Genomic DNA, 12,454 nt, shown 5'->3' on the forward strand with positions numbered 1-12,454 from the left:
AGGGATGGATAAGCATCGACGTTGCGACCAAACGGGATGGCGCTGTCTGGCGGGTATCTTGGCGCTGTGCGTTGCCGTATGGTCGGTGGCTGCCAGCGCGTGGGTCACCGTTCAGGACCCGCTGACGCTGACCCCCGCCCCTAAAAGCTATTCCGGCCCCAGTGACAGCGCCGAGCTAGGAGGGCTGATCGCCGAAGACTGGGTAACCACCGGTAGCGAATGGAACATGTTTTCCTGCGGACCTACGCTTCTGATCGCCGGTCAGTGCAACGAGTCGTGGATATGGCCAGTGAAGACACCGCTGCCCCTGACGACCACTTGGAACGGCGTCAGCTACTCGGTGTTTGATACGGGTGTACCGGGTATCGGTTATATCGTCGGGATCAAGGACACCCATGCCTCGGCCTATACCCCGATGGGCAGCAGTGCCAACCAGTCCTTCGGGCGCGGTTTCCTGCAGCTGGTGCTGTATACCATCGGCTTCAATGCACATATCACGTTCGTAAAGACGACTGGCCACCTGCAAAGTGGCACCTATGTCATTCCCGCACAGTCCATTGCCTATGTGAGCGCTAAGGATCAATTGGGCACCGAGAAGACCTCCACGATCGACATTTCATCTACCACGCTGACCATCAAGGCCCGTGCCTGCACGGTCGGTTCGGCCCAGCAGAACGTTGACCTCGGTACGGTAACCCCCAACGATCTGCCCAGCGTCGGCAGTGTGTCGGCGGCGAAGGAGGTCACGATCGGCCTGACCTGTGACGATCAAGTGCATCTGAATGCCACGGTGTCCGATCAGTCTAATCTCGCCAATACCTCGCAGGTGGTGTCACTGAGTAGCGATTCGACCGGCGGAGGGGTAGGGGTTCAGGTGCTGTATGGTGACAGCGATGTACCGCTCGAACTGGGCCCTGACGACAGCTCCGAAGGGGCGGCTCACCAGTTCAAGATTACTGATGTGAGTGGTGATGGCGCTTCCGTTACGGTGCCGCTACGCGTGCGCTATGTCCGTACGGGTGATCTAAAGGGCGGCACGGCCAATGCGTTAGCGGGCGTCACGTTTTCCTATCAGTAGCGGCTAGTGCGCTGGCAGGGGCAAAAGAAAGGGGATTATTAGCCTAGGCGAAAAGGTTATTGGCATAGTCTGGAATATAAATGCTATTCCTCAAGGATAACCCGACACGCTGACACTGAAATGAAGGAGTACGCATGCCTCATTCCTCTGCACCGCCGAGTGGGCTTCCCGCACTGGAGGCCCGTCTACAGCAGGATCTGGAGTGGCTGGCTTTGCCGGCCGGTCGCTGGACCCCTCGCGTGCAGCGTGATGGACAGCCGGTTCAGGATGTCGTGGTGATCGGGGCCGGTATGGCTGGGCTGGCCGCGGCCGCGGCGCTGCAGTTACAGGGCGTTCACGCCGTGCTGTACGACAGAGCCGCTCGCGATTATGAAGGGCCGTGGGCCACCATTGCGCGTATGGAAACCCTGCGTTCTCCCAAGCACCTTACCGGGCCAGCGCTGGGGCTGCCTTCGCTGACGTTTCGAGCGTGGTATGAAGCCCAGTTTGGCCGCGAGGCATGGGACGCGCTCGACAAGATTCCGCGTCTGCAGTGGATGGATTATCTGCGTTGGTATCGGCGGGTGCTGAAACTTGAGGTGCGCAACGAACATGAGTTGATCTCGCTGGTGCCGCGTGATGATGGCGTGACGGTGCTAACGCTGAGCCATCGCGGTGAACGGCATACCGTGCTGGCACGCCATGTGGTACTGGCATTGGGGATGGATGCCTTTGGCGGTTCGTCGCTACCCGATGTTGTGCGGGATGTGCCGCAGCGCTACTGGTCGCATACCTCGGCACCGCCGGACTATGCGGCCTTGAAGGGTAAGCGGGTGGCTGTGGTAGGTGGCAGCGCCTCCGCGATGGATGCGGCCGCAACGTCGCTGGAGGCGGGGGCCAGTGAAGTGGAAATTCTGATTCGACGCCCTGATTTTCCGCGCTTCAACCGCACCAAAGGGGTCAGCAACCCCGGCTTCCGACAGGGCTATGCAGCATTGCCGGATGCCTGGAAGTGGCAGCTTGAGCATGCGCTGTTGACCGAGCAGATCGCGCCGCCGCACGGCAGCACACTGCGCGTCTCGCGGCACGACAATGTGTGGTTCAACTTCAGTAGTCCGGTAACGCGTATCCGTCCACGGCAGCACGACGTGCTGGTGCACACCCCGAAAGGGGATATCGCCGTTGACCATGTGATTCTGGCAACCGGATATCGTCTCGACTGGGCGGCCCAGCCTGCATTTTCAGCCCTAGTACCGCATATCAGACGTTGGGGTGACGCCTTCCAGCCGCCACCCGATCAGCAGCATGAACAGCTGGCCGAACATCCCTATCTCAATGATGACTTTTCGTTTCAGCCGCGCAGCGCACAGGCCCCCGCCGCGATCTCGAATGTCTACTGCTTCTGCCATCCGGCCCATCTAAGCAACGGACATGTGATCGGGTTGATTCCCGGCATCAGTCAGGCGGCCCAAACGGTAGCAGAGGCCATCGTTGGCAAGCTGTATGTCGATGATAGGGATCATCATTATCAAGGCATCATGGCGTACGACGACCCTGAATTGCTGGGTGATGAGTGGACGCCCGCGGGACCTTTTGATACCCACAGTGTGAATACAATAGATCATAGTGAAAGCGCCTAATCATAGGTGCCGTCTTCGTATCGGTAGGGAAAATAAATATTATATATTACTGTTTTTGTGGGAAATTGCTGAAATGTAATGTTACGTCACTTTGTGGATCATGATGAGATAATGGCCTAGTTTTTCCAAAAGGAAATGCTGGCAGCGGCCATGCTATCTAAGGACTTTTCAAGCGCTTTTAGACCGCTATGGTCAATGCGCACTCATCAGGAGATACCAAGGATGGACGTAACAGCAACACGACAGGAGATAGCTCGTTTCATTGATGGCGTTATTGACACTATTGAGACGCCCGAACTAAGTGGTGATCGGCTTGAACGGTTCAATGCCAGTGTGGTAGAGGCCGTTAGAGACTATATCAATCCGGGCCTTTTGGAGAACCGTAAATCAGTAGCGGAACAGCACGCTACTGCTGCCGTAGAATGGCGATCGAATGGTCCCAATACGTTGACGGACAGCCGCGGTAATGAGTATCTCGACTGTCTGGGGGGCTTTGGTATTTATAATGTAGGCCACAGAAACCCGTCTGTGATTAATGCCGTGCATTGCCAGATGGAAAAGCACCCGCTGCATTCCCAAGAGTTACTTGAACCCGTTAGTGCAATGCTTGCAAAAGTGCTCGCGGCATTGACGCCAGGGGCGCTCAAATACTCCTTTTTCACCAATAGCGGTGGTGAGTCAGTAGAAGCCGCTTTGAAACTCGCGAAGGGATATCAAGCTCCGCGAGGTCGGTCTACCATCATTTCGACGATTGGGGCCTATCATGGCAAGTCTCATGGCGCCTTATCTGCTACGGCTAAGCCATTCTTTCGTCGCCCGTTCTTACCATTGGTTCCTGGATTTCAGCATGTGCCGTTCGGCGACATCAAGGCCATGCGCCGAGTCGTATCTGACTATGAGCGTATGGGAGAACCCGTAGCGGCTATCATCCTTGAACCCGTACAGGGAGAGGCCGGCGTGATCGTACCCCCTGATGACTATTTGCCCGCTATACGCCAACTATGTGATGAATATGGCATTGTGTTAATTCTTGATGAAGTGCAGACCGGGTTTGGGCGTACCGGGCGCATGTTTGCGTGTGAGCACTATGATGTTGCACCGGACATTATCTGTCTTGCCAAATCGATGGGGGGCGGCGTGGTGCCTGCTGGTGCTGTCGTCGCCACAGAAGAAATATTCTCGTTACTGTTCGACAACCCGCTGCTACATATGTCGACTTTTGGGGGGAATCCAATGGCCTGCGCAGCGGCTTTGGCCACCATCCGAGAGTTGATTGACCGCAAGCTGCCAGAAGCTGCCGAAGAAAATGGAGCCATGATGCTTGATGGCATGTTGTCGCTGTGGAAGAAGCACCCAAATCTGATCATTGAGGCGCGCGGAAAAGGTCTATTGCTGGCATTTGAATTTTCTACCAATGACGTAGGTTATGCTTTCGCCAAAGGCATGTTCGATCGTGGGGTACTGGTGGCGGGCACCACCGCAAATGCCAAAAGTGTACGTATCGAGCCTCCTTTGACTATTACGCCTGCACAGTGTCGACATGCCTTAGATGTAGCATCCGAAGTGCTTGAAACCATGCAGGCCACCTAGGGCTTTTGCACTGCCATGTCGCTTTGGAGGGAACTGGAAGAGAGCACATTGAAAAGGGCTGGTACGGAAGAGAACCATTACGGTGCGTAAAAAATGCGTAAAAATGTGTCTTTAGTAGGGGGCGAGCTATTCCACCTGCCGCATGAGAAGCGTAATTTGCGCAACTCATCATCCTCAACCGTTGGTCGTGAATTCAATGTCCTCTCTGGCATCAACAGAATCCGCTCCCGCGATGAACGCTGCGCGCAAGGTGAGCACAGGGCTTGTGGTCGCTGCCGTAGGCGTTGTCCTCGGGGATATCGGGACCAGTCCGCTCTATGCGTTCAAGGAAATCTTCATCGGTGGCTATGGCGTGGCCGTGTCGCCCGATAGCATCAGGGGCGTGCTGTCACTGCTGCTGTGGTCGATGATCTGGGTGGTCAGTATCAAGTACGTGATGCTGGTCACACGCGCCGACAACCAAGGTGAAGGCGGGGTGCTGTCGCTGATGGCGCTGGCACGTCGCTATGTGAAACCCGGCACGCGCAGGCGCGGCCTGCTGGTGACGCTGGGGTTGCTCGGTGCGGCGTTGCTGTATGGCGATAGTATGATCACGCCGGCGGTATCCGTGCTGTCGTCCATCGAAGGGCTGGAACTGGCCTATCCGCATCTGGATGACAAGGTGGTGCCGATTTCGGTTGTCATCATCTTAGGGCTGTTCACCCTCCAGCGATTCGGTACTGAGCGGATCGGCAAGCTGTTTGGCCCGGTCATGCTGCTGTGGTTCCTGACGCTGGGCGTACTTGGGTTGATCAACATCCTCAAGGCACCAGCCGTGCTGGAAGCGGTCAACCCGTGGTGGGCGCTGACGTTCTTCCATCACAACCCGGGTGTCGGCATCACGGTCTTTTCCGCGGTTACGCTGGTACTGACCGGTGCGGAGGCGCTGTACGCCGATCTAGGGCATTTTGGGCGTCCGGCGATCATCCGAGCGTGGACGTGGGTCGCCATGCCCGCGCTGATTCTGAACTATTTCGGGCAAGGGGCGTTGCTGACGATCAACGGCGATGCACTGCGCAATCCGTTCTTTCTGATGGCACCGGATTGGCTGCTGTTGCCGCTGGTGATTCTGGCGTCGATGGCAACGGTCATCGCTTCTCAGGCGGTGATCACGGCGGCGTTCTCACTGACCCAGCAGGCGGTTCGTCTGGGCTATCTGCCGCGTTTGCGCATTCGCCACACCTCCAACCATGCCATGAGCCAGATCTATATGCCGGCCGTGAACTGGACCGTGATGGTAGGCGTGCTGCTGCTGATTACGCTGTTCCAGAGTTCGGCGCGCTTAGCCGCGGCTTATGGGGTGGCGGTTACCGGTACGATGGTGATCACCAGCTGCCTGATGGTCCTGATCGTGCTGAAGCACTGGCGTTGGCCGATCTGGTGTGGGTTACCGCTGGTGTTGGCGTTTTTGGTCGTGGATGTGGCGCTGTTCTACGCCAACTTGACCAAGTTCTTCCACGGCGGTGCAGTGCCGGTCGTTATTGCCATCGTGGTGTTCATTACTATGGATACATGGCGTCGTGGTCGCATGCGCCTCGAACGGGCGCAGCAGGACGGCGAGCCGAGCATGGACGAACTGATCCATGCACTGAAACAGCATCCGCCAGCGCGCATCAAAGGCTGTGCCATCTACCTGTGTGGTCGCTTCAACGGCACACCCTCTGCGCTGCGCCAGAACCTCGAATTCAACAAGGTGTTGCATGAACAGGTGCTGCTGCTAACCGTGATTACGGATGAGGTACCTCACGTCCCGGCGGACAGACGCTGCGAAGCGCGCTATCTGGGCAGCGGGGTTAGTCGGTTGGTGCTGCATTTTGGTTTTATGGAATGCACGGACGTACCGTTGGCGCTGAAGGAATGTCACAGCTGCGTTGCCGGTATCGACCCTGACAAGGCCAGCTGGTTTGTCGGCCGTGAGGTGCCGCTGTGCCAGAACGGTATCCTGCACTGGCAACAATGGCTGTTCCAGCTGATGTTCCGCAATGCGCGCAGTCCGGCTCGAGCGTTTAATCTGCCGTCGGGACGCGTGGTCGAGATTGGTGGGCAAGTCATGCTGTAAGCGGTATCGCTTATTGTCGTGACGTAGGCCGTCTTCCTTCAGGAAGACGGCTTTTTTTATGCCTGAAAAGAAAAGGCGGCAGATGGCAGAAAGGATATCCGTGGTCGCTTATGAGCCTGTCGGTGGCGCAAAGAGCGGTGCAATCAGCCGCAGTGCCTTTTCCAGCGCTTCCATATCGGGGGCCGCTGACAGGCTAATGCGCACAGCCTGTTCGGTATGAGGATGAATGGCGAAGACGTTTTCGGGGGTGACCTTGACGCCGCGCGCTTCGCAGGCCTGGGCCAGCTGAGGCAGGTGCCCTACGTTATGCACCCAGATGTGTGGCGATGGCTGGGTGCCCATCAGCATGGCGTGGCCGAGCAGGCGCTGCGCCAGCTGCCAGCGCTGTACCGTGGCCTGTCGCTGATGACGCAGATGGCGCTGGGCAATGCCGTGTTCGATCCAGTGGCGCGCAACGCCCAGCATAAGCGGTGACATGCCCCAGCGCGTCAGCTGGGTGTCGGGGTCGATCTGGGCCAATCGCTCTGGTTGGGCGTGAATGAACCCAAAGCGTAGTCCCGGCGCCACCGTTTTCGACAAGCTACTGACCAGAATGCCGCGGTGGCCGAGCAGCCGTGTGAGTGGTGGCACATCGCTCAGGCCGCCATACACATCGTCCTCGATCACCAGCAGGTCGTGATGCGCCACCACTTCGGCAATCGCTTGCTGGCGCTGCACGGTCATGGTCGTTCCAGTCGGGTTTTGCAGGATGGGGGTCAGCAGTGCTACGCGCGCTCCGGTGGAACGCGCCATGCGGTCAAGCTCTTCGGGCAATATGCCTTCGCTGTCCATGCGGATATCGTGCAATGGCAGGCGCAGCTGGCGGCAGCCCGAACGGATTCCCGGTGCGGTCAGCGCTTCCACCAGCACGGGGTCACCGCCGTGGCAGAACGACATCAGTACAGCCAGTAGCCCCTTCTGGGCGCCGGGGCACAGCATGAACTGGTCCGGAGGTACTTCCATCTGGCGTACCTCACGCATCCACTGCGCGCACAGCAGTTCACCCTGAAGCGCATCGGCATCGGTCAGGTAGTTCACCCAGCCCGAATGTGCATCGGCGTCATCGGCCAGATGATGCAGCGTATCGCGCATGTCGTGACCTTCCAGCGGGAGAATGGGCACGTTGGTGGTCAGGTCGATCAGCTCGGTGGCCGCGACCGTCGCCGTGCGCAGCCGGAACAGCGATGCTTCTTGGCTGTCGGCCAGCACGTAGGTGCCTCGGCCGACCTCACCCGAAATGAGATGGCGGCGCGAAGCCTCGCGATATGCCTGAAGCGTGGTGCTCGGGTTCAGGTCCATGGCCCACGCCAGACGGCGTTGAGGGGGCAGGCGATCACCAGCTTTCAGTTCGCCGCATCGGATGGCGGCGGCGATCGCCTCCACCAGTGCCAGATAAGTGGGCAGGTGGCTGAAAGGGCGAATGTCCGGGATCCATATCGCTTGCTGTGCTGCCATGGCGGCCTCTCGGTGTGGATTATGTCGTTTTGGAATAACGATATTGCTGCCCATGCAATATATCTGTTTACTCATGCAATGCGTATTTTCTAGCATGGCACTAACACCGCGTCACCTCCTAAAAGGAAAATGCCATGTTTACGCTGCTTGAACTTCGCCAGACGGCTGATCTCGTTCATCGTCATATGCCCGCAACGCCGCAGTACGCATGGCCGCTGCTGGCCCAGCGCCTGGGGTGCACGGTATGGGTCAAACACGAGAACCACTCGCCGGTAGGCGCGTTTAAACTGCGCGGCGGGCTGGCCTATATGGATGCGTTGGCCTCTACGGTGCCTGCTGGGCAGCCTTTGGTGACTGCCACTCGCGGCAACCACGGTCAGAGCATTGCCGTCGCCAGCCAGATGGCGGGATTCCCGCTGACGATCGTGGTTCCTGAAGGCAACTCAAGCGAGAAGAACGCCGCCATGCGGGCGCAGGGCGCAACCGTCGTGATCAAAGGGCGTGATGTTGACGACGCGAGTCAGGAAGCGAACCGTCTGGCTCAGGAAGAGGGCCTGCTGCGTGTTCCCTCATTCCATCCTGATCTGGTACGCGGGGTGGCCACCTATGCGCTTGAGCTGTTCGAACAGGCGGCTCCGCTGGATACTGTCTATGTGCCGATCGGCATGGGGTCGGGTATCTGTGGACTGATTCGTACCCGCGACCTGCTGGGGCTGGAGACTGAAATCGTAGGTGTGGTGGCCGAGGGGGCCGATGCCTATGCGCAGAGCATGGAATGCAGTGAAATCCGAACGACTGAGACAGCCGATACCATTGCGGATGGCATTGCCTGCCGCAAGCCTGATCCGGTGGCGTTCGATATGATCCGCCGTGGTGCCGCACGCGTGATCCGCGTCAGCGACGATGAAATTACCGCGGCGATGCGCCTCTACCATGAAGCGACCCACAATTTGGCGGAAGGTGCGGGAGCGGCAGCGCTGGCTGGCCTGTTGCACGAACGCGAGCGCCAGCAGGGACGATGCGTCGGTGTGATCCTGAGCGGCGGTAACCTGGACCGTGAAGAGTATGCTCGTGTGCTGATGCAGGGCTGAACGGGGCGGGCGGCGATGGAGATGACAATTCCTCGACGCCTGTAGTGGATCAGCTAGGCTGTTACTCAGTAGTGACATTTTGTTACGAATGGAGAGCTAACGGCCATGATGACCCTATCGCAGGGGGTAGAACCCCACGTACTCGCTTTTCTCGAACGGCTCAACAACAGCGGAGCTGCGCCTATTGAGTCTCTGACGCCAGAAGAAGCACGTCAGGTACTGGAAGACCTTCAGCAGCAGAGCAGTATCGACAACGGCGTAACGCAGCAGCGACAGGTCATCGACGTAGACGGCCGTGACGTGCCGCTGTACATCGTGACCCCCGCTCATGCCACTGTGGCGTTGCCGGTCTTCATGTTTTTCCACGGCGGAGGCTGGATACAAGGCAGCTATGCTACTCACCAGCGTCTGGTTCGTGATCTGGTGGTGCTGTCGGGTGCCGCCTGTGTGTTCGTCGACTATAGCCGCTCACCGGAAGTGAGGTTCCCGATTGCCATTGAGCAGGCCTACAGTGCGACCTGTTGGGTTGCTTCTCGCGGCGATATGCTCGGGCTGGATGCGTCACGTATCAGCGTGGTAGGGGACAGTGCGGGAGGCAATATGGCGACCGTAGTGTGCATGATGGCCAAGGCGCGTGGTGGCCCCAAAATCAGTAGCCAGCTATTGCTGTATCCCGTAACGGATGCCCGCTTTGATACCGTGTCCTACCAAGAATGGGCCAATGGCTATTTCCTGACCCGAGGCATGATGGAGTGGTTTTGGAACAACTACCTCGACAGTCGTGACCAGCGGCGTTTGCACCTTGTATCGCCCTTACAAGCCACGCGAGAACAGTTGAGTGGCCTTCCTCCCGCACTAATCCAAACCGCCGAGTTCGACGTGCTGCGCGATGAAGCTGAAGCCTATGCACGGGCGCTGGCGCTGGCGGGCGTCGAGGTCAGCTGTGTGCGTTATAACGGTCTGATTCACGGCTTCGCACAGATGAACGTATTGGCTAAAGTGCCTGCTGTGCGTGCGGCGGTACGACAGGCAGCGGGTGAACTGCGCTATCGACTGTCTTGCTGATTAAGCGAGTCGTTGGCGGCCATGGCTTTGGGCGGCGGTACGTTTGTCGAGGAGATGATGTATGGAGATCGATCCATATCTGGACTACCGTCAGCACCCTGAACGCTATCCTATCGGGCACGGTGAACGGGGCGTTCTGACGATCGAGCCTTATAAGAGCGAGCTGCTGCCGCTATGGCGTTTTAAGACACCGGACATTGCCGAGCAATCCGCTGCCGATCTGTTGCAACGCTATGCCGATTACAAAGCGCATGATGATTTCGTCGGCATGGACATGACACGCAAATTCATCCAGATGGGCTACACTCGCTCGCGTCGCTATGCCCGCCACCGCGGTGGGCGAAAATATGACCCCGAGACAGGCGAAGAGCGTCCATTAGAGGAAGAAGATCCTGTCAAAGCGGCTTCTGCACAGATATTCCAGCAGGCACTTCAAAAGATAAAGAACGATCCTGATTACCAGCGCCTTAAGAAACGCCATCAGCAACGTCAGCAAGCACAGCGCTAATGTATTCCCCCCTTTTGACGATTAAGTAAATAGATAAGCAATGGATGCGGTGTTAATTCAACGGGTTGAATGCTCTTTCTTGCCGTTAAGGTAAGGCTGTGCCCATTTCTACTCAGAAACGAACACGCGCATACCCATTGCTCTTTCCATGCTCGCGCATCCGCGCGCTTTTTTAGTGATCTGATCGAATCAAGGGGGTTCGATGAAACGTCTTGTATCAGCACTGGCACTGGCCGGTCTTGTTGCCACAGGTTCCGCCGTTGCAAAACCGGGGGATGTCTACCTGTTTGGTCATTACACCCATTCCAACTTCAATGGCCTGAGTTCACTTTACGAAAGTGAAAACGAAGATTACAGCGGCACAGAGTCCTTCAAACAGGAACATAACCGCTATGGTTTTGGTGCCGGCTATGTGTTGGATGACACGTGGTCTTTCGAAATGGGCTATAAGGATCTGGGCCGTTTCAAGTCCAGTTATAACGATGAACGCTCCACTTTCTCTGAGTCTGGTGGCCTGAAGATTTCTTCTCAGGCGTTGGTGTTGCGCTCCATCGCAACGCTGCCGATTACCCAAGAATTCAAACTGGAAGGTAGCGTAGGTCTGGCGATGACGCGCTCCAAGCTGACATCCAGTGACAATGACACCGGCGGCTATCATGCTGAGTATGACGAACGCCGCACAACGCTGGCGCCGACGCTGGGTCTGGGAGCGTCCTATGCCTTTACGGATAACCTGGCGCTGTTCGGTCGCTACGAATACATCCACAACGCTATCAGCAGCAAGCTGCTTGCCGATGATGACGGCGATGACGATTACGGCACCATCCATGCCAGCACGTTAGACCTCGGTCTTCGCTACACCTTCTGATCGCGGGTTAGGCTGACACTCGACGCCTCCTTCTTTGAAGGGGGCGTTCTTGTAGATAGATACGGGATCAGTGCCCCTAAGCGATCACCTTGCTCACTTCGCCGACGCTCAGCATGTATGACCGCTGCACAACCGCATGGCTATCGGGCCGTTCTGATATGCCGAGATTGCTTGTAGATTTAGACCGCTTGGAGTGCGCTGGCTAGCCCACTGCCCACTGCCCACTGCCCACTGCCCACTGCCCACTGCCCACTGCCCACTGCCCACTGCCCACTGCCCACTGCCCACTGCCCACTGCCCACTGCCCACTGCCCACTGCCCAAGACCACCGACCAAGACCACCGACCAAGACCACCGACCAAAACCACAACGCTGAACGTGGCAGGGGACAGTTGCGGTTATGACCGTGGGGTTATGGGGGCAATAAGCCGGGAGCTTCGCGTCGATGCTTGCGGGCGCAGGTATACTGGTGTGTGAGCTGACGTTCATCAGGAGGTGCTTGCATGTGCCGTTCTTCGCGCACGAGCTATACCGGACTGGACAGTGTGATGATGGCACTGGCCGCGTCTGATTTTCGACGGCGCTTTCGCCTGCGCGAGCAGGAGCAGCGCTACCTTTCCGACAAGGGCTGGGACACGATTATGTCGCACGGTGATGACTTCATCACCCAGCGTCTGGCCCCTGCATTTCCTGCCCGCGATGGTAAGCAGACGCCGATGAAAGGGCACCCCATCTTCGTGGCGCAGCATGCGACCGGTACCTGTTGCCGGGGCTGTCTGGCGAAATGGCACCGCATTCCGAAAGGGCATCCACTCAGTGAGGATGAACGTGCCTATGTGCTGGACGTACTGGAGTGTTGGCTGAGGATGAAGATCAGTGCTGATCATTAGGGCCGTGTTGACGAATAAAGCGGGCGTTGGCGCTCCCTGTTGAAGAACGTCCGTAGTGCTCTGTGTTCCTATGCGAGGCTGATCGGCGGCCCCTACCGTAAAGCGTCATTGCCACGACGTTGCGGCCAACGGTAGGTAGGACGGTAGGGCGAC

At 57.8% G+C, this 12,454-nt stretch carries 11 protein-coding genes; 9 read left to right on the forward strand and 2 right to left on the reverse strand.

What is annotated here, in order from left to right; translation table 11 throughout:
- The first annotated feature begins 4 nt into the window (after positions 1–4).
- The 4 genes from ACMHYW_RS03405 (at position 5) to ACMHYW_RS03420 (ending at position 6,385) form a co-directional block, all read left to right on the forward strand.
- Complete coding sequence (locus ACMHYW_RS03405) at positions 5–1,078, forward strand: fimbrial protein (RefSeq protein ID WP_414500893.1); 1,074 nt, start codon at positions 5–7, stop codon at positions 1,076–1,078.
- Positions 1,079–1,212: 134 nt separating this feature from the next.
- Positions 1,213–2,697, forward strand: coding sequence for an NAD(P)-binding domain-containing protein (locus ACMHYW_RS03410; protein WP_414500894.1), 1,485 nt, complete (start codon positions 1,213–1,215; stop codon positions 2,695–2,697).
- 222 nt (positions 2,698–2,919) lie between these two features.
- A complete protein-coding gene (locus ACMHYW_RS03415; RefSeq protein WP_414500895.1) occupies positions 2,920–4,287 on the forward strand; it encodes a putrescine aminotransferase in 1,368 nt (455 codons plus the stop codon).
- A gap of 196 nt (positions 4,288–4,483) precedes the next feature.
- Positions 4,484–6,385, forward strand: coding sequence for a potassium transporter Kup (locus tag ACMHYW_RS03420; RefSeq protein WP_414500896.1), 1,902 nt, complete (start codon positions 4,484–4,486; stop codon positions 6,383–6,385).
- 108 nt (positions 6,386–6,493) lie between these two features.
- Here ACMHYW_RS03420 and ACMHYW_RS03425 read toward each other — a convergent pair whose 3' ends face one another.
- The gene (locus tag ACMHYW_RS03425; RefSeq protein ID WP_414500897.1) at positions 6,494–7,879 is read right to left on the reverse strand and encodes a PLP-dependent aminotransferase family protein; all 1,386 of its coding nucleotides are present in this window, start codon (positions 7,877–7,879) and stop codon (positions 6,494–6,496) included.
- Between the two features lie 134 nt (positions 7,880–8,013).
- Here ACMHYW_RS03425 and ACMHYW_RS03430 point away from each other — a divergent pair, with 134 nt between their 5' ends.
- From ACMHYW_RS03430 to ACMHYW_RS03445, 4 genes are all read left to right on the forward strand, one after another.
- Entirely contained in the window at positions 8,014–8,970 is a 957-nt protein-coding gene (locus tag ACMHYW_RS03430; protein WP_414500898.1) for a threonine dehydratase, read from the forward strand.
- 105 nt (positions 8,971–9,075) lie between these two features.
- On the forward strand, positions 9,076–10,035 hold the full coding sequence (locus tag ACMHYW_RS03435; protein ID WP_414500899.1) for an alpha/beta hydrolase: 960 nt from the start codon (positions 9,076–9,078) through the stop codon (positions 10,033–10,035).
- A 61-nt stretch (positions 10,036–10,096) separates the two neighbouring features.
- Positions 10,097–10,543: a DUF4385 domain-containing protein gene (locus ACMHYW_RS03440; RefSeq protein WP_414500900.1), complete on the forward strand. Its 447-nt coding sequence runs from the start codon at positions 10,097–10,099 to the stop codon at positions 10,541–10,543.
- Positions 10,544–10,745: 202 nt separating this feature from the next.
- Positions 10,746–11,411, forward strand: a complete 666-nt coding sequence (locus ACMHYW_RS03445; RefSeq protein ID WP_414500901.1) for an outer membrane beta-barrel protein — start codon at positions 10,746–10,748, stop codon at positions 11,409–11,411.
- Positions 11,412–11,590: 179 nt separating this feature from the next.
- On the opposite strand, the gene ACMHYW_RS03450 is transcribed toward ACMHYW_RS03445, so the two are convergent.
- Complete coding sequence (locus ACMHYW_RS03450) at positions 11,591–11,779, reverse strand: hypothetical protein (protein ID WP_414500902.1); 189 nt, start codon at positions 11,777–11,779, stop codon at positions 11,591–11,593.
- 135 nt (positions 11,780–11,914) lie between these two features.
- On the opposite strand from ACMHYW_RS03450, the gene ACMHYW_RS03455 reads away from it, so the two are divergent.
- On the forward strand, positions 11,915–12,301 hold the full coding sequence (locus tag ACMHYW_RS03455) for a DUF4186 domain-containing protein (protein ID WP_414500903.1): 387 nt from the start codon (positions 11,915–11,917) through the stop codon (positions 12,299–12,301).
- Positions 12,302–12,454: the final 153 nt, after the last annotated feature.

The sequence above is a fragment of the Zymobacter sp. IVIA_12111.31 C1 genome (assembly GCF_047495495.1).
Lineage (GTDB): Bacteria > Pseudomonadota > Gammaproteobacteria > Pseudomonadales > Halomonadaceae > Zymobacter.

Coding starts and splice junctions, on each gene's coding strand:
- ACMHYW_RS03405 (WP_414500893.1), top strand. CDS start 5: ATGGATAAGCATCGACGTTGCGACCAAACGGGATGGCGCTGTCTGGCG.
- ACMHYW_RS03410 (WP_414500894.1), top strand. CDS start 1,213: ATGCCTCATTCCTCTGCACCGCCGAGTGGGCTTCCCGCACTGGAGGCC.
- ACMHYW_RS03415 (WP_414500895.1), top strand. CDS start 2,920: ATGGACGTAACAGCAACACGACAGGAGATAGCTCGTTTCATTGATGGC.
- ACMHYW_RS03420 (WP_414500896.1), top strand. CDS start 4,484: ATGTCCTCTCTGGCATCAACAGAATCCGCTCCCGCGATGAACGCTGCG.
- ACMHYW_RS03425 (WP_414500897.1), bottom strand. CDS start 7,879: ATGGCAGCACAGCAAGCGATATGGATCCCGGACATTCGCCCTTTCAGC.
- ACMHYW_RS03430 (WP_414500898.1), top strand. CDS start 8,014: ATGTTTACGCTGCTTGAACTTCGCCAGACGGCTGATCTCGTTCATCGT.
- ACMHYW_RS03435 (WP_414500899.1), top strand. CDS start 9,076: ATGATGACCCTATCGCAGGGGGTAGAACCCCACGTACTCGCTTTTCTC.
- ACMHYW_RS03440 (WP_414500900.1), top strand. CDS start 10,097: ATGGAGATCGATCCATATCTGGACTACCGTCAGCACCCTGAACGCTAT.
- ACMHYW_RS03445 (WP_414500901.1), top strand. CDS start 10,746: ATGAAACGTCTTGTATCAGCACTGGCACTGGCCGGTCTTGTTGCCACA.
- ACMHYW_RS03455 (WP_414500903.1), top strand. CDS start 11,915: ATGTGCCGTTCTTCGCGCACGAGCTATACCGGACTGGACAGTGTGATG.